Below are 18,299 nucleotides of genomic sequence, written 5' to 3' on the forward strand. Positions count from 1 at the left end.
ATATAATATTTAGTATTTATAAAGAAATTATTTTTGCTTTCTTAAAGTAATATTAACAAATTTTTAATATTATTTATAATTTTTTGTAAGCGCTTTTTAAAGATGAACTTATATGTAGTGAATTTGTAAAAAACTCAATGTAAACTTTTATAAAAATTAATGATCATGACTCATTTTATAATAATAGAAATATAGAAAGAGAGCCGAGACTGAAAGATTGAGAAATGGCGATAAAACTCCTGAGTTTTTATCTTATCGATTTACCACACTGCAAATTATTATTCCCTTAACCTTATCAAAGACAACTATTGATAAATAAGAAGCTGAGCCATATCTTAATGGCTCAGCTTCGTTATATCATCGATTTATTTTAGCAAATAATTATTTTAAATTTTTAATCAATTCATCTGCGAACTCAGAAGTTGAAACTTCTTTGGCATCATCCATTAATCTAGCAAAATCGTAAGTTACGATTTTAGATGCAATTGTAGCTTCAATAGAGTCTGTAATTTTATCTGCCGCTTCTTGCCATCCTAAGTGTTCTAACATCAATACTGAGCTTAATAGTTCAGATGAAGGATTTACCTTATTTAACCCAGCGTATTTAGGTGCAGTACCATGCGTAGCTTCGAAAATGGCATGTCCAGTTTCGTAGTTAATATTTGCGCCTGGAGCAATGCCAATACCGCCAACTTGAGCTGCTAAAGCGTCAGAAATATAGTCACCATTTAAATTCATAGTAGCTACAACATCATGTTCATTAGGACGTGTTAAGATTTGTTGTAAGAAAATATCTGCAATTGAATCTTTAATAATAATTTTGCCTTCTTGTTCAGCTTTTTCTTGAGCTTTGTTAGCTGCTTCTTTACCATCTTGTCCAACAATTTCATCATATTGTTGCCATGTAAATACTTGATCAGCGAATTCGTTATGTGCAATATCATAACCCCATTGTTTAAATGAACCTTCAGTGAATTTCATGATATTACCTTTATGCACTAAAGTAACAGATTTGCGATTATTATCTAATGCGTACTGAATAGCTGCTCTAACTAAGCGTTCCGTTCCTTCTTTAGAAACAGGTTTAATACCTATACCAGAAGTTTCAGGGAAGCGAATATTAGTAGCACCCATTTCATTTTGTAAGAAATCGATTACTTTTTTAACTTCATCTGTTCCTTCTTTAAATTCAATACCAGCATAAATATCTTCAGTATTTTCACGGAAAATGACCATATCTACATCTTCAGGACGTTTAACTGGTGAAGGTACTCCTTTAAACCAACGTACTGGACGTAAGCATGTAAATAAATCTAATTCTTGACGTAAGGCAACGTTAAGAGAACGAATCCCTCCACCGATCGGAGTAGTTAAAGGCCCTTTTATAGCTATTAAATACTCTTTAATTGTTTCTAGTGTTTCTTTAGGTAGCCATTCACCTGTTTCGTCATAAGCTTTTTGTCCCGCTAATACTTCTTTCCATTCGATACGTTTCTTTCCATTATAAGCTTTTTCTACTGCCGCATCGATAACACGACTAGTCGCTTTCCAAATGTCAGGCCCGATTCCATCCCCAATGATAAACGGAATAACAGGTTCGTTTGGTACATTTAAACCATCATTTACTCTAGTAATTTTTTCTGCTGACATATTATTAAACCTCCATAAATTATGAAATCTTATTTAAACTTATCATCAAAATATTATCTTTCTTCAATAGGAAGATATTTACGTTCAGTTTCCCCAATATATTTTGCACGAGGACGCATGATTCTATTATCACGATATTGTTCTAAGATATGCGCTGTCCAACCAGACGTACGACTAACCGCAAATATTGGTGTAAATAAATCATGTGGAATATCCATACTATGGTAAACAGTTGCACTGAAGAAGTCTACATTTGGAATTAACCCTTTTTCTTCTTTCATACGTTTCTCAATAGCAATTGAGATATCGTATAATTCGCTTCTACCAGCTTCTTCAGTGATTTTACGGCTCATTTCACGAAGGTATTTCGCACGTGGATCGCCATCTTTATAAACACGATGGCCAAAGCCCATGATTTTTTCTTTATTTTTTATTTTTTTATCAAGATAAGCATCAACTTCATCAACTGATTTTACTTCAGCTAACATATTCATCACCTGTTCGTTTGCGCCACCATGTAAAGGACCTTTTAAAGAACCAACTGCCGCAACGATACCTGAATACATATCAGATAAAGAAGATACTGCACAACGAGCAGTAAAAGCTGAAGCATTAAGTTCATGGTCAGCATGTAAGACTAAAGCTTTGTTGAACGCTTCCACTTGCGTATCTGTTGGTAGTTCCCCTTTTAACATATATAAGAAGTTTGCCGCATAACTTAATTCAGGATTAGGTTTAATTGGTTCTTTCCCTTCACGTACTCGAGCAAATGCAGTAACAAGTGAAGCAATTTTAGCTTGAATACGTACTGCTCTCTCGAGACGATTTTCTTCAGTTTCATTTTCAGCATCTGGGTCAAAATGCGCAATATAAGAAACTGAAGTACGTAATGCCGTCATAGGATGTACATTATCTGTCGCATATTCTTCAAAGTGATTATAAACTCTAGGATTTAATGTCATGTAATGATTTAATTTATCCTTTAAGGCGTCTAATTCTTCTTGATTTGGTAGTCTATAATTCCATAATAAGAATATTATTTCTTCAAATAATGCATTCTCAGCTAAGTCATCAATATCATAGCCAGCATATGTTAGTTGACTATCGACAATTGAGCTAATCTTAGTTTCTGCTGCAATTACCCCTTCTAAACCTTTTTGTAATTCTGCCATAAGCAATTCCCCTTTTCTTTTACTTAATGTAATGGCTTTCAATAATATTATAGCTAATTGAATTCGCTTTGTGAACGAATATATATTTTGATACAAGTACAACTAAGGTGTAATTTTATCTTTTGATTTAATTAATAATACCTTGAAAGTAGCTATATTAAAGCATTTTATTATAAAATAAATACCGTATTTTCATCATATATATTCAGAAATTCAAATTTTTTATCAATCATGATTACAATTTTTCAATCAAATATTAAGGGAATTTTTAGAAAAATTTTAAAAAATAATTGTCGAAATGAATATATAAGTGCATAATAAATATTAATTAAATGTAAGGGAGTTGTCTTATGGCTGAAGAAAAATTACAAAGAGGATTGAGTAATCGTCATGTGCAATTAATTGCAATTGGCGGCGCTATTGGTACTGGGTTATTCTTGGGAGCTGGGCAAACAATAGCAATGACTGGTCCATCTATTCTCCTAACTTATATTATTATAGGATTCATGTTATTCATGTTTATGAGAGGACTCGGCGAGATTATCATCCAAAATACTCGCTTTAAATCTTTCGCTGACGTGACTAATGAATACATAGGACCATTTGCAGGGTTTGTAACAGGTTGGACTTATTGGTTATGTTGGATTATCACGGGTATGGCCGAAGTTACAGCAGTTGCTAAATATGTAAGTTTCTGGTTTCCTGCTATTCCAAACTGGATTAGCGCATTATTTTGCGTTTTAATTCTAATGTTATTTAATTTATTAAGTGCTAAGTTATTTGGTGAGTTAGAATTCTGGTTTGCAATCATTAAAATCATTACAATTATCGCTCTTATCGTAGTTGGGCTAGTAATGGTATTATTCGCTTTTAAAACACAATTTGGTCATGCAAGCTTTACTAACCTATATAAACATGGTATTTTCGCTAACGGCGCTTCAGGATTCTTTATGTCGTTCCAAATGGCATTATTCTCATTCGTAGGTATCGAAATGATTGGGGTAACAGCTGGTGAAACGAAAGATCCCACTAAAACAATTCCAAAAGCAATCAACGCCGTTCCACTAAGAATATTAGTATTCTATGTAGGTGCATTAGCAGTAATCATGTCAATTATTCCATGGGATAAAGTTGATCCAACTGAAAGTCCATTCGTAAGATTATTTTCACTAATCGGTATTCCTTTCGCTGCTGGATTAATTAATTTCGTAGTATTAACTGCTGCTGCTTCATCTTGTAATAGTGGTATTTTCTCTAATAGCCGTATGTTATTTGGTTTATCAGACAAAAAACAAGCTCCACCAATTTTTAGCAGTACTAACAAAAGTGGAGTACCTCACATAGCTATTATTGCTTCATCAGCACTATTACTTGTTACAGCATTACTTAACTACATCTTCCCAGATGCGACATTAGTATTCACTTATGTAACAACAATTTCAACTGTATTATTCATAATAGTTTGGGCTTTAATTATTGTAGCCTACATTAACTATCATAGAAGAAATCCAGAATTACACAAAACAGTATCTTACAAACTTCCTGGTGGTAAATTTATGGGATATGCAATTTTAGTATTCTTTATCTTTGTATTTTGTTTATTATTTGTAAACGAAACTACAAGAAATGCAATCTTTATCACACCATTATGGTTTATCTTCCTCGGATTGATGTATTTAAGATACAAACAAGTTACTAAGAAAGTAAAATAAATTATTAGTATATACTTCCTTCTCTTAAATAAGAGTTGGAAGTTTTTTTATGAAAAATAATAGACAGATAGAAATTCAAAATATAGTTCTTAATTTTTGACCTCCTTACCCCCTCAAGGCAAATTAATTAAAGTCTAGTATTCACGTAAAATTTATTTATCTACCTATTGGCATAGAAAAAGCTAGGACACTTATAATACGAGCGTCCTAGCTTCTACTTTAATTAATCTTATTTAACTTTCAAAATCTTTTTTATACGAAACATTTACGGAAAACTATAATAAAATATTATAGTACGTTTGCATATCCTTCAAAGATTTTTCCTTGAGCTGCATCTACTGTTACTAAGATACCGTTTTTAAGTTCTTTAGTAGCTTGTTCAACTCCGATAATTGTCGGTATACCTTTTTCAAGACCAATAATAGCACTAGGTGAAGTAATACCGTTTTCTTCTGTAATTAAACCAACTGCTTTTTCAACATATGGTACTAACGTTTCATCAACAGAGTTAGTTACGATTACAGCATCGCTTAAATCTTTACCTTCTAAGTCACTAGCGTTTTTGGCTACTACTATTTTACCAACGACTGAGCCACGTCCAACACCTTGACCTTTAGCGATTTCATCACCAACTAAATGTAATTTCATCATATTAGTTGTACCTTTCTCACCAGTAGGGACACCAGCAGTAATGATAATTAGATCACCATTGCTAACTCTTTCGGTCTCTACTGCTGTTGCAACTGCATTATTTAAAAGATCATCAGTAGTTTTGCGACCTTTTTTAATTACTGGATAAGCTCCCCATACAAGTGCTAATTGACGTGCAGTATGTTCACTTGGAGTTACAGCAATAATATCTGAATGTGGACGATATTTAGATATAGTAACTGCAGTTGAACCACTTTCTGTTGCAGCTACAATTGCTTTTACATTTAAATTTAAAGCTGTGTGAGCTACAGAAACACCAATAGCGTTAACTAATGAAGTCTCTACAAGTTTAGTACGATCAGATAATAATTTTTTATAATCTTGAGCCGCTTCAGCAGAAATAGCAATATTTCTCATTGTTTTAACTGCTTCTTCAGGATATAAACCAGCAGCTGTCTCACCTGATAACATAATTGCATCAGTACCATCATAAATTGCGTTAGCTACGTCGCTTGCTTCTGCTCTAGTAGCACGTGGATTACGTTGCATAGAGTCTAACATTTGAGTAGCAGTAATAACTGGTTTACCAAGTTTATTACATTTTCTGATTAAGTCTTTTTGAACAATTGGCACTGATTCTGGTGGGATTTCAACACCCATATCACCACGAGCTACCATTAATCCATCAGATACTTCTAAAATCTCTTCGATATTGTCAATACCTTCTTGGTTTTCGATTTTAGGGAAAATCGTAATATTGCGATTATTTTCTCTTTCTAAAATTTCACGGATATCTAGGACATCACTAGGACGACGTACGAAACTAGCAGCGATATAGTCAATATCTTCTTTAATACCAAACATGATATCATCAGCATCTTTATCAGTTATACCTGGTAAATTAACTTTTACGCCTGGTAAGTTAACACCTTTTTTATTTTTCAATTCACCAGTATTTAAGATGTCACATTTAACTTCACCATTAGCTTTATCAATTTCTTTAACTTGAAGTTCAACTAAACCGTCATCTAATAGGATATAAGAACCAACTTGTACATCATTAATTAAGTCTTGATACGTAACTGAGAATTTCTCAGGTGTACCTTCAACTTGAGACATACTTACTATAACTTCATTACCTTTTTCAAGCATGATAACGCCATCTTTCATATCATGCGTACGAATTTCAGGTCCTTTTGTATCTAATAAAATACCAATTGTTTTACCTAATCTGTCAGCCACTTTACGAATTGTATCAATACGAGCTTTATGTTCTTCATGACTACCATGTGAAAAGTTTAAACGCGCTACGTTCATACCAGCTTTCATTAATTTCTCTAACATTTCTTCAGATTCTGATGCTGGTCCTATTGTACATACAATTTTAGTCTTTCTCATTTTAAAAAGCCTCCTAAATTAAATAGATAACTCTTTCGCTAATTCATAGATATCAGTGTTAAATTTATGTCTATCGCTATTGAAAATTTCATCAAACGGTGTAGCAGTAAGTTTGTTATTCTCGATGCCTACGCCTTTACCAGTATGGCCTTGCATTAACAATTCTACAGCGTAACCACCTAAACGTGAAGCTAAAACTCTATCAGCTCCTGAAGGACTTCCTCCACGTTGAATATGACCTAAAACTGACACGCGTGCATCTACATTTATATATTTCATTAATTGATCTGCACATTCTTGGCCACTCATACTACCTTCAGCTACCATTACGATTGAATGTTTTTTACCACGTTTGATACCTTTTTCGATCTTTTCAGCAATATCTTTAATATCCGTACTTGCTTCAGGAACTAGAATCGTTTCAGCACCGACTGATAAACCTGCCCATAATGCTAAATCTCCACAGTCTCTTCCCATTACTTCAACTATAAATGTTCTAGCGTGACTTGAAGCAGTGTCACGAATCTTGTCGACACTTTCAATGATAGTATTTAGCGCTGTATCGAATCCAATGGTAAAATCAGTACCGTTAATGTCATTATCGATAGTACCTGGAATACCAATAGTTTGAATATTCTTTGTTTCTTCACTAATGCGTTGAGCGCCACGATAACTTCCGTCTCCTCCAACAACTACTAGACCTTCGATACCGCGTTTTCGTAAGTTCTCGATACTTTTTTGTCTAACGTCTGCCTCTTTGAATTGAGGGCATCTAGCTGAGTAAAGGAACGTACCTCCCCTTTGAATCGTGTCTCCAACTGATCCCAATTCAAGTTTATGAATATTGTCATCTAACAATCCTTGATAGCCTTGATAGATTCCATAAACTTCAATATCGTTATAAATCGCTTTACGTACTACTGCTCTTACAGCAGCGTTCATACCTGGTGAATCTCCACCGCTTGTTAATACCGCAATTTTTTTCATGACGACATACCCTTCCTAACTAGAATTATCTTTAGTATTAAATTACCACAATTTTATTAGGTGTTCCATTAATATAGATAGAATATATTTATGTAAACGTTTTATATATTAAATTTAACTTATTCAATAGAAAAAAACTAGAAATCAAGGGGTAGATTTCTAGTCTCATAATTAAGATTCATTAAAAGAACCTATATTTCTAAATTTATTAAAGCGTGTTTCCACAAGATCATCACTAGTTAAACGCTGTAACTCTTTTAATTGTTTTACGAATGTAGCTTTAATTTCTTTAGCTTGTTGTTCAATATTATTATGGGCCCCACCTAATGGCTCATTAATAACTTCATCAATCACTTCTAATTGGTATAAATCTTTGGCAGTAATTTTCATTGTTTCAGCTGCCATTTTAGCTAGCGTACTATCTTTCCATAGTAACGCAGCCGCACCTTCAGGTGAAATAACTGAATACGTACTATTTTCAAGCATATTTATTTTGTTAGAAATACCAATACCAAGTGCACCACCACTACCGCCTTCACCAATTACAATAGTAATAACAGGTACTTTTAGCGATGCCATCTCAACTAAATTTTTAGCAATTGATTCACTTTGACCACGTTCTTCAGCAGCTTTACCTGGATACGCACCTTTAGTATCAATGAAAGTAATAATAGGACGGTTAAATTTTTCGGCTTGTTTCATTAACCTCAATGCTTTGCGATACCCTTCAGGATGTGCCATACCAAAATTTCGATAAATATTATCTTTAGTATCTTTTCCTCGTTGTTGCCCAATTACAGTTACAGGAATATCATCTAAATAAGCGATACCTCCAATCATTGCTGGATCATCTCTAAAGTTGCGATCTCCATGTAATTCGATAAACGAATCAAAGATAAAAGGAATATAATCTAAAGTGGTTGGTCTTTCTTGAAGACGCGCAATTTGTACTCTATCCCATGGTTTCAAGTTAGTATAAATCTTCTTAGTTTCTCTTTCTAAAGAGGCTTCTAGCAAATCAATCTCATCTTGTAAATCGACATCGTTTTTTTCTTGTGACTCTTTTAAAGATTCAATTTTATTTTTTATTTCAAAAAGTGGTTTTTCAAAATCAAGCATTAGGTTTCACCTCTTGATGCATTTTTAAAATTTGAGCAAGTGTGCTTTTCATTTCTTTACGATGGATGACTTTATCAAGTTGACCATGCTCAAGTAAAAATTCTGCCGTTTGAAAATCATCTGGCAATTTTTCATTAATTGTTTGTTCAATAACTCTTCTTCCTGCAAATCCTATTAATGCTTTTGGTTCACTTAAGTTAATGTCGCCAACAGAAGCAAAACTAGCTGATACGCCTCCTGTAGTAGGATGAGTTAAATAAGAAATATATAGCAATCCGGCATCAGAATGACGTTTCAAGGAAACACTTGTTTTACCCATTTGCATTAAAGATATGATGCCTTCTTGCATTCTAGCACCACCACTAGCAGAGAATAAGATGAAAGGCAGACGATGTTCAGTACAATAATCAATAATTCGACAAATTTTTTCTCCAACAACTGACCCCATACTTCCCATTCTGAATCGTGCGTCCATGACCGCAACGCCGTATTTCAAACCTTCTAATTCAGCTATTCCTGTGACAACTGCTTCATTTAAATCTGTTTTCTTTTGGTCTTTTTCGATTTTTTCTTGATACCCAGGAAAATCTAATGGATTAGCTGATGTCATACCCTTATCAAATTCTTCAAAAGTATTTTCATCTGAAATAGCTTCAATTCTTTTATAAGCCGGTAAAGCAATGTGATGATCGCAATTAAAGCACACATTTAAATTTTCAGAGAGCTCTTTAGTGTACATAATTTTTTTACATTTAGGACATTTAGTCATTATACCGGCTGGTACTTCATTCTGCTTAGAATCTTGTACAGTCAAATATTTCTTTTTCTTACTACTTCTATTAAAAAAGTCTTTAAACATTCGTAAACCTCCACATAACCTTTCAACATTCTAACGCTCTCTATAATAACAAACACCAATTGAAATCATGTTTTAAATATGAGAGAGAAATTATATAAGTTAATCGACGTCTAAGTCTAGCCTACTCACCGTTTTATTTTTTTAAAAATAATGAATAGTTTCTAACAACTAAATGACTACGCATTTACCAATCAACTCTTTATAATTTCTCTTATTAATATCTTAAAAGTTATTCCATTATTTAGAATGATAGCGTTGAAAATAGTTATAGATTATTTCAAATCAGTTAATTTCATTGTACGATCGTATACATCTTGAGGGTCAACTTCAATTCGTGCTACGCCAGATTCCATAGCTGCTCTCGCTACTTCACGTGCGACTGAAGGAGCCACTCTTTTATCAAAAGGACCAGGAATACAGTAGTCTGGATTTAATTCATCTTCTTGAATTAAATCTGCGATGGCTTCCACTGCTGCTTTCTTCATTTCTTCATTAATGTGAGTAGATTCAGTATCTAAAGCGCCTCTAAAGATTCCTGGAAAGGCAAGAACATTATTAATTTGGTTAGGAAAATCAGAACGACCAGTTCCTACGACTTTCGCACCCGCTTCTTTAGCGTCATCAGGCTTAATTTCAGGATCAGGGTTAGCCATAGCAAAGATAATTGCATCATCAGCCATTGATTTAACCATCTCTTTAGATAATAAATCTGCAACTGAAACACCGATAAATACATCAGCATCTTTAATTACATCTTTTAAAGAACCTTCAACTTTATCTTTATTTGTAAATTTAGCTACGTATTCTTTTGTATCATTCATACCATATGAGCGACCTTCAAATATTGCTCCCTTTGAATCACACATAATCATATTTCTAACACCGTATGCATCCAATAGTTTAACAATAGCAATACCTGCAGCTCCAGCACCATTAAGCACGACTTTAATATCAGATAAATCTTTATCAACAATTCTTAAAGCATTAATTAAGCCTGCTGTTGTAACAATAGCAGTACCATGTTGATCGTCATGGAATACCGGGATATTTGTTTCTTTTTTCAATCTATCTTCTGTTTCGAAGCATCGTGGTGCTGAAATATCTTCCAAGTTAATACCACCATAATTAGGCGAAATTAATTTGACAGTGTTAATAATTTCTTCAGTATCTTTAGTATCTAGTGCTATAGGCACACCATTTATGCCGGCGAAACTTTTAAAGAGAACTGCTTTTCCTTCCATTACTGGAATACTAGCCGCAGCACCAATATTACCTAAGCCTAATACTGCTGTCCCATCTGTAACTACTGCCACTGTATTTCTTTTAATAGTATAATCATATACTTTACGAGGATCTTCATGTATTTCTTTACACGGTTCAGCTACACCTGGAGAATATGCTAGGCTTAATTCTTCTTTATTAGTTACCTTTACATTCGGTGTTACTTCTAATTTACCTTGATTTTCTTTATGCATTTGTAGCGCATCATCTCTTAAAGACATCAAATCAACCCCTGATCATTTACTATTAGTTTTATAAGTATAAAAATATGATGGTTATTTTCTATTTTAAACTAAAATTTTCTAATAAAATAAACTGATGACTTTATTTTATTAATCATCAGTTAACTATATCATAATTTTTTTACTTATAAAAGTTATAAAAGTCTTATATCACTTGGTTTAAACAGGTCAATAAAGCGATTAAGCGATTGTTCTTCGCGCTGAATAAATCCTAAAAGTGAGGTAGAGTTAGTTTGTTGATTATATATATTTACTTCTATACTGCTTTCAAATTTTTGAGAGAAAAGATGTTGTTTAATACTATCTAAATTCTCTACATTTCTTAGAATTATTTGGCGTGCTTGTTTCCTCTTGGTTGTTTCAAAATCTTCTATAGTTTCAATTTGGTTAATAATGATTTGAAGTTGTTGATTACGTTTCTCTAACTTCCCTTGAATGACATAAATCTCATTTTCCTGTAAAAAGGTTTCAAAACGTTTAAATTTGTCTGGAAATAAGACCCCATCCATAGTACGTCTTCCATCGTTTAATATAACAAAAGCCATATTTTGACCATTTTTAGTTCTAATTTGTTTTAACTGATCAAATTGGACAAGGATTGGTTTATAATTTGAAACATTACTCAATGTGAAGATACCTAGATATTGCTTACTAATAAATAATTTTTCTACAGGATGACTTGAAATGTAGAACCCTAAATATTCTTTCTCATAATTACTAATCATTTGATCGCTTAACTCTTCTTTATCTTCATACGTTTGTTTAGGCGTTAAAAGGTTGAAGAGTAAATCATCTTGTTCGACATTTGAGACTTGATCAATTACTTGATCAATCGCAGTTAACAACGTTGCTCTCGTTTTACCGAAGCCATCAAATGCTCCAACAAGAATTAACGCTTCTAATAATTTACGCGTTTTAATACGTTTAGGAATTCGTCGCGTAAAATCAAAGAAGTCTTTATATTTACCATTCTGATAACGTTCATCTACAATTGATTTTACGCTTTGGTAACCGACTCCCTTAATAGCTCCGAGTGATAAATATATATTGGACTCTGTAGCTTTATAGAACCAGTAACTCTCATTAATATTAGGGGGTAAAATATTAAGCTGTTGATTTTTAGCCTCATCAATAATCGTTGCAGTCTTCGTTTCATTACCTACGACGTTACTTAATATATTGGCATAAAAATAATTGGCATAATGAACTTTTAAATAAGCCATGATATAAGCTATTTTAGAATAGCTCACTGCATGTGCTCTTGGGAAACCATAATCAGCAAACTTTAAAATTAAATCAAAAATCTGCTTACTAATCTTTTCATCATATCCATTCTTAGTGGCTCCAGCAACAAAGTGCTGACGTTCATTTTCCAATACTGTTCTATTCTTCTTACTCATCGCACGTCTTAAGATATCAGCTTGCCCATAACTAAAGCTAGCAAATTTACTAGCGATTTGCATAATTTGTTCCTGATAAATGATAACACCATACGTGTTTTTAAGGATGGGCTCTAAATCGGGATGTAAGTATTGTATGTCACTTTCTTTATGTCTACGAGTAATATATGTCGGTATCTCTTCCATAGGACCTGGTCTATATAAAGAAGTAACAGCTACAATATCTTCAAAGTGTTCAGGTTGTAGACGTATTAACACCTTACGTACACCTTCAGATTCTAATTGGAAGATGCCGGTAGTATCGCCTTTAGATAACAGTTCAAAAACTTTCCTATCATTAAAAGGAATAGCTTCTATATCGATGTCTATATTCAAATCTTTTTTCACTTGCGTAATAATTTGATGAATGATAGATAGATTTCTTAAACCTAAAAAGTCAATTTTAAGCAGTCCTAGTCTTTCCGCTTCAGTCATCGTCCATTGAGTTAAAAGGCCTGTATCCCCCATTGTTAATGGAGCATAATTATGAATGGGTTGGTTATTAATAATAATACCTGCAGCGTGGGTAGATGTATGTCTTGGTAGACCTTCTAACTTCTTACTAATATTAAACCATCTTTCATGACGGTGATTACGATGAACAAATTGTTTAAATTTCTCTTCTTGGTAAGCTTGATCTAACGTAATACCTAATTGGTGAGGAATTAATTTAGAAATTTCGTTCAAGGTAATATCATCAAACCCCATTATACGTCCTACGTCTCTGGCAACTGCTCTAGCTAACAAATGACCAAATGTAACAATACCTGCTACGTGATGTTCTCCATACTTTTCTTGGACATACTGAATCACTTTTTCCCTGCGCGTATCCTCGAAGTCTATGTCGATATCTGGCATTGTGACACGTTCTGGATTTAAAAAACGCTCAAATAGTAAATTAAATTTAAGTGGATCAATGGTTGTAATACCTAATAAATAACTCACTAATGAACCAGCTGAAGAACCACGTCCTGGACCTACCATAACGTCATGAGTTTTAGCATAATGAATTAAGTCACTTACAATCAGAAAGTAATCTTCAAAGCCCATCTCAGTAATAATATTAAATTCATGATTTAACCGTTCAACATAACCTTCATCTTTATCAAGGTCTAAGTCATTTAACTTTCCATTCAATAACGTCCACAAATAATCTTTAGAACTTTCATTTGAAGGAGATTCATATTTAGGTAATAGATTTTGATGATATTCTATGTGAGCAATACAACTTTTTGCTAATTCTATTGTATTTCTCCAAATTTCCTTTGAAAATTCAAGTTGTTGATATTCTTCCTTAGAAGGAAAATGTTCTCCTAAATCTTGGATATCATGCACTAAGTCTAACTTAGTATTGTTTTTTATTGCTTCCAAAGCAGGAATAGTATCTACATCATCAGGATTAAGATATCTTGCCTTTTGTAGCCATACTACTTTTAAATCAAAATAATTATAATCACTCGTATGATTAACATACACGTCGGTTGAGTTTGCAAACTCATTAATAATGACTTCATGTTCGCGTTGCGCTTCTTTAAATACAATGGCTAAATTTGCAGAATAATGTTGTAACCACTCAATAGAAACAGTATTTTTATTTTTCATATTAATGGCAGAAGAAAGTTTATAAAGTGCAGTTAATCCATCATTATTACGGGCAAGAAGGACAGTTTCAATTGTATTTAGTCCGTCAGATAATTGAATTGTCATTCCGAATACTGGTGTTATATTCGCCTCAACACATGCATCATAAAACTTAGGGAAGCCATATAGAACATTAGAATCAGTAATAGCTAAAAATTCATAATCATTTTGTTGTGCCTTTTTTACAACATCATTTATTTTTAAGCTTGAATTTAATAAATCATAAGTTGTATGAATATTTAAATGTGCAACCATATATGACTTCCTTTCTAGATTATAGTTTTTGACGTAAAGCTTTGGCTAAGTCTTCAAATTCTTCCCAACTATAGACTGAAACGCCTGATGCATTAGGATGGCCACCACCACCAAATTGGCTTGCAATATCATTGATTTCAATGCCTTTTGAACGTACTCGGCATCTAATTTGGTCTCCCTCGTCCACACCAAACATCCAAATTTTCAATCCACTAATGTCTGCTACAGTATTTACAAATTGAGAGGCTTCATTTGGCAGAATTTGATACTTCTCTAAAATATCTTTTGTGATTCTAACTTGGCAGTAATCATGTTCTTCACTTAATTCGAAGTTTTGTAAGATATAACCTTGGAAAGGCATCACTTTTGGATCTTTCTCAGACATTTTATTTAATTCTACGCTGTGGTCAAATGGAAACTCTAACAATTGACTAGCGACGTTCATCGTGTGAGGTGTTGTATTACTAAATAAGAAACGTCCCGTATCTCCTACAATCCCTAGATATAATACGCGTGCTACCTTCTCATCTATAATGCTTATATCATTAAAGTAAGCAATAAAATCAAAGATGATTTCACTCGTAGAAGAAGCTTCTGTATTTACATAATTAATATCTCCATATTGATCTTGCGCTGGATGATGATCAATTTTTATTAATTTCTGTCCATTCGCAAAACGTTCATCATCTATACGTGGTGCATTAGCAGTGTCACAAACAATAACTAATGCCTCTTCATATACACTATCCTCAACATCATCTAATTCACCAATAAAGGCTAACGAGTCTTCACCAATCCCTGTCGTATAAATTGTCTTGTCAGGGAATTTACGTTCTAAATACAATTTAAGCCCTAGTTGTGAGCCATACGCATCTGGATCCGGACGAAGGTGTCTATGAATCACAATCGTATCCTTTTCTTCTATTTCTTGCATTATTTTATTAAAGATTTCATTCATATTAAAAGCTCCTATTTTTCAATTTTTAAAATGTAGAACCCTACATTTAATCTGTGTACTTAAATATCTTCAAACATTTGGCAAATAATCATAGCATTTGCTACTCTATCATTCCCACTTAGCATCGTCACTTCTAATTTAGCAAAATTTCTACCCACATCAAGCATGTCATATTGAACTTGAATTGAACTTTCAATCGATACAGTTTTAATATAAATGATATTTAAACTTTCTATCATGACATCTACTTTTTTATATTTGCGTAGTTCATGCTTAATTGTTTCTTCAATTATCGCCACAAACACAGCTTTACTTAATGTCCCATATTGATTTGTTAATAAAGGAGATACTTCTACTGAAATATCATTCTGTGTAATAGTAATATGTTTACCGATTTGATCATTAATTGTTTCACCAATTTGCGGTTGTCTACCAATGAGTTGCATCGCTTTTAATACATCATCTCTTGTAATAACTCCGATTGCTTTTTTATTCTTATTAGTCACTGGCAGTATTTCTATGCCTTCCCATATCATCATATGCGCACAACTCGCTACAGTAGTAGTGAGTTCTACATTAATTGGGCGTTTAGTCATCACTTTATTTATAGAATCATTAGCTTGCATTTGTATGATTTCTTTACTTGTAACTATGCCGACTAATTTCCAATCTTTATCTACAACTGGAAATCTTGAATGTCCAGTTACTTTGGCACGCGATTTATAGTCTTCAATTCCCATCTCATCAAAGATAACAGTCATATCATTAATTGGTTTTACTATATCATCAACGATTAAAATCTCTTTTCTAATCATTTGATTATACATAGCTCGATTTATAATATTCGCCACTAGAAATGTATCATAATTAGACGATAATATTGGCAAATTGTGGTGATCGGCATAATCAATAATCTTTTGAGAGGTTTTAAACCCTCCCGTGATTAGAACGCCACTTCCTCTTCTTAATGCTTCTAATTGAACATCAGGTCTATTTCCAATGATTAATAGTGTATGTTGGCTTAAATATTTAACCACATCTTTAAGTTCCATTGCACCTATCGCAAATTTGGACACGCTTTTGAACAGACCATTTTTACCACCAATCACTTCTCCGTCAATAATCTTTAATATTTCATTGAACGTTAGGTTTTCAATTTCTTCGCGCCGTTTTTTATCAATTCTCACGGTCCCTACTCTATCTATAGTTGTTACCATTCCTAGTTGGCCAGCGTCTTTAATTGCTCTGTATGCTGTGCCTTCGGATACTTTCATCACCTTGGCTACTTTTCTAACTGAAATTTTCTGACCCACGGTTAATGATTCTATATATGCTATTATTTGTTCATGTTTTGTCATTCGACATACCTCTTCATAATGGACAGTGTTTTATATATTATAACTTTTTCGTAATAAAAAATCGATTTTGAAAAGCGTTAAAAATAATTAATTTATCGAACTCCTAAGCATTTTTAATGAAATTTAATCAGCATTTAAAATAAGTTGCAAAAATATTTAATTATTAAAAATATATTTGTTGGAAAATTAAAATATCTTATATATAATTGAAGTGAGGAGGGATGACCTATGTATAAAAATATTTTATTAGGTGTAGATACGCAATTAAAAAATGAAAAAGCTTTGAAAGAAGTTTCAAGATTAGCAGGACAAGGTACTGTAGTTACTATTTTAAATGCTATTGGAGAACAAGATGCTCAAGCATCAATTAAAGTCGGTACACATATTGATAAATTAACAGAGAAACGTAGCCAAGCTCTTGAAAAGACACGTAGCGTGTTAGAAGATTACGGCCTAGATTATGATCAAATCATTGTACGTGGTAATCCAAAAGAAGAATTAGTAAAACACGCGAATAGCGGAAAATATGACATCGTAGTGCTAAGTAACCGTAAAGCAGAGTCTCAGAAAAAATTTGTTCTCGGAAGCGTAAGTCATAAAGTAGCTAAACGCGCTACCATCCCCGTATTAATTGTTAAATAAGCAAATTCAATTTATTATAATAGCTCCCATTAAGATATAGACCTTCAAGTTTAATTACTTTTACGTCTAATGTATCTTAATAGGAGCTTTTTTAATTATATATAGTATTAGAAAAAATATTTTAATTATCTAACTTAATTAAATTAGAAAGAAACCTCATCACCAGGTTCAAGTATTTGGACTTCCCCTTCTGTTACTGCATTCTTAAATTCTTCAGGATTTTGTTCAATTAATGGGAAAGTATTGTAGTGAATAGGTACAGAAATTTTTGGCTTGATAAATTCATTGATTGCATAACTTGCATCATCTATACCCATAGTAAAGTTATCGCCGATTGGTACGAAACAAACATCTATTGGATGATGACGGTCAGCTATTAATTTCATATCACTAAAGAGTCCTGAATCCCCAACATGATAAATTGTTTTACCTTCAACTTCGATAATTAAGCCCATTGGCATACCTAAGTATACTGGAATACCATTCTCATGAGTAAAACTTGAACTATGGAAAGCTTGTACATACTTAACCGTACCAAAATCGAATTTAGCTTTACCACCAATATTCATGCCATGAACATTTTCAACCCCGTGATAAGTACTTAAATAGCCTTGTAGTTCAGCAGAACCAATGACTGTAGCATGATTACGATTAGCAAGTTCAACGACATCACCAAAATGATCGGCATGCCCATGAGTTAAAATAATGTAGTCTACATCAAGCGTTTGTTCATCTAAATCGCATTTATCATTCCCTGAAATAAATGGATCTACGATTACCTTTTTACCATTACCCTCAAAATAAATTGTTGATTGTCCGTGAAAAGAAAGTTTCATAATAAAGCCTCCTAAATTCTTGGTTAATTCTAATATACCCTAGCGATGCGCAATTATAACACTAGCAACTATATAATTAGGTTATTTCATTCAATAATT

General features: G+C 33.0%; 13 protein-coding genes. 2 read left to right on the forward strand and 11 right to left on the reverse strand.

Features of this window, described 5'->3' with window-relative positions; all coding sequences use genetic code 11:
- Window positions 1-381 precede the first annotated feature (381 nt).
- Together icd and CD147_RS09650 are read right to left on the reverse strand one after the other, a co-directional pair.
- The gene (icd, locus tag CD147_RS09645; protein WP_103167177.1) at window positions 382-1,650 is read right to left on the reverse strand and encodes an NADP-dependent isocitrate dehydrogenase; all 1,269 of its coding nucleotides are present in this window, start codon (window positions 1,648-1,650) and stop codon (window positions 382-384) included.
- Between the two features lie 53 nt (window positions 1,651-1,703).
- Complete coding sequence (locus CD147_RS09650) at window positions 1,704-2,822, reverse strand: citrate synthase (RefSeq protein WP_103167178.1); 1,119 nt, start codon at window positions 2,820-2,822, stop codon at window positions 1,704-1,706.
- A gap of 350 nt (window positions 2,823-3,172) precedes the next feature.
- On the opposite strand from CD147_RS09650, the gene CD147_RS09655 reads away from it, so the two are divergent.
- Window positions 3,173-4,534: an amino acid permease gene (locus tag CD147_RS09655; RefSeq protein ID WP_103167179.1), complete on the forward strand. Its 1,362-nt coding sequence runs from the start codon at window positions 3,173-3,175 to the stop codon at window positions 4,532-4,534.
- A 288-nt stretch (window positions 4,535-4,822) separates the two neighbouring features.
- Here CD147_RS09655 and pyk read toward each other — a convergent pair whose 3' ends face one another.
- The 8 genes from pyk to CD147_RS09695 all read right to left on the reverse strand — a co-directional run bounded on the left by pyk (window position 4,823) and on the right by CD147_RS09695 (window position 16,722).
- Window positions 4,823-6,583, reverse strand: a complete 1,761-nt coding sequence (gene pyk, locus CD147_RS09660; protein WP_103167180.1) for a pyruvate kinase — start codon at window positions 6,581-6,583, stop codon at window positions 4,823-4,825.
- An 18-nt stretch (window positions 6,584-6,601) separates the two neighbouring features.
- A complete protein-coding gene (pfkA, locus tag CD147_RS09665) occupies window positions 6,602-7,570 on the reverse strand; it encodes a 6-phosphofructokinase (protein WP_103167181.1) in 969 nt (322 codons plus the stop codon).
- A 171-nt stretch (window positions 7,571-7,741) separates the two neighbouring features.
- The gene (locus tag CD147_RS09670) at window positions 7,742-8,689 is read right to left on the reverse strand and encodes an acetyl-CoA carboxylase carboxyltransferase subunit alpha (protein ID WP_103167182.1); all 948 of its coding nucleotides are present in this window, start codon (window positions 8,687-8,689) and stop codon (window positions 7,742-7,744) included.
- Window positions 8,682-9,548 carry an acetyl-CoA carboxylase, carboxyltransferase subunit beta gene (gene accD, locus CD147_RS09675; RefSeq protein WP_103167183.1) on the reverse strand — a complete coding sequence of 289 codons (867 nt, stop codon included), beginning with the start codon at window positions 9,546-9,548 and terminating at the stop codon, window positions 8,682-8,684. Before accD ends, CD147_RS09670 begins: the two co-directional genes overlap by 8 nt.
- 272 nt (window positions 9,549-9,820) lie before the next feature.
- Complete coding sequence (gene ystJ / locus CD147_RS09680) at window positions 9,821-11,050, reverse strand: NADP-dependent malic enzyme (RefSeq protein ID WP_103167184.1); 1,230 nt, start codon at window positions 11,048-11,050, stop codon at window positions 9,821-9,823.
- A 155-nt stretch (window positions 11,051-11,205) separates the two neighbouring features.
- On the reverse strand, window positions 11,206-14,406 hold the full coding sequence (locus tag CD147_RS09685; RefSeq protein ID WP_103167185.1) for a DNA polymerase III subunit alpha: 3,201 nt from the start codon (window positions 14,404-14,406) through the stop codon (window positions 11,206-11,208).
- Between the two features lie 19 nt (window positions 14,407-14,425).
- A complete protein-coding gene (locus CD147_RS09690) occupies window positions 14,426-15,364 on the reverse strand; it encodes a DHH family phosphoesterase (protein WP_103167186.1) in 939 nt (312 codons plus the stop codon).
- 59 nt (window positions 15,365-15,423) lie between these two features.
- The gene (locus CD147_RS09695) at window positions 15,424-16,722 is read right to left on the reverse strand and encodes a DRTGG domain-containing protein (protein ID WP_103167187.1); all 1,299 of its coding nucleotides are present in this window, start codon (window positions 16,720-16,722) and stop codon (window positions 15,424-15,426) included.
- A gap of 228 nt (window positions 16,723-16,950) precedes the next feature.
- On the opposite strand from CD147_RS09695, the gene CD147_RS09700 reads away from it, so the two are divergent.
- Window positions 16,951-17,364, forward strand: a complete 414-nt coding sequence (locus CD147_RS09700) for a universal stress protein (protein WP_103167188.1) — start codon at window positions 16,951-16,953, stop codon at window positions 17,362-17,364.
- A gap of 143 nt (window positions 17,365-17,507) precedes the next feature.
- Here CD147_RS09700 and CD147_RS09705 read toward each other — a convergent pair whose 3' ends face one another.
- Window positions 17,508-18,200 (reverse strand): metal-dependent hydrolase, encoded by a 693-nt coding sequence (locus CD147_RS09705; protein ID WP_103167189.1) that lies wholly within the window; start codon window positions 18,198-18,200, stop codon window positions 17,508-17,510.
- Between the last annotated feature and the right edge of the window lie 99 nt (window positions 18,201-18,299).

This window comes from Staphylococcus devriesei (assembly GCF_002902625.1).
GTDB classification, from domain to species: Bacteria; Bacillota; Bacilli; order Staphylococcales; family Staphylococcaceae; genus Staphylococcus; species Staphylococcus devriesei.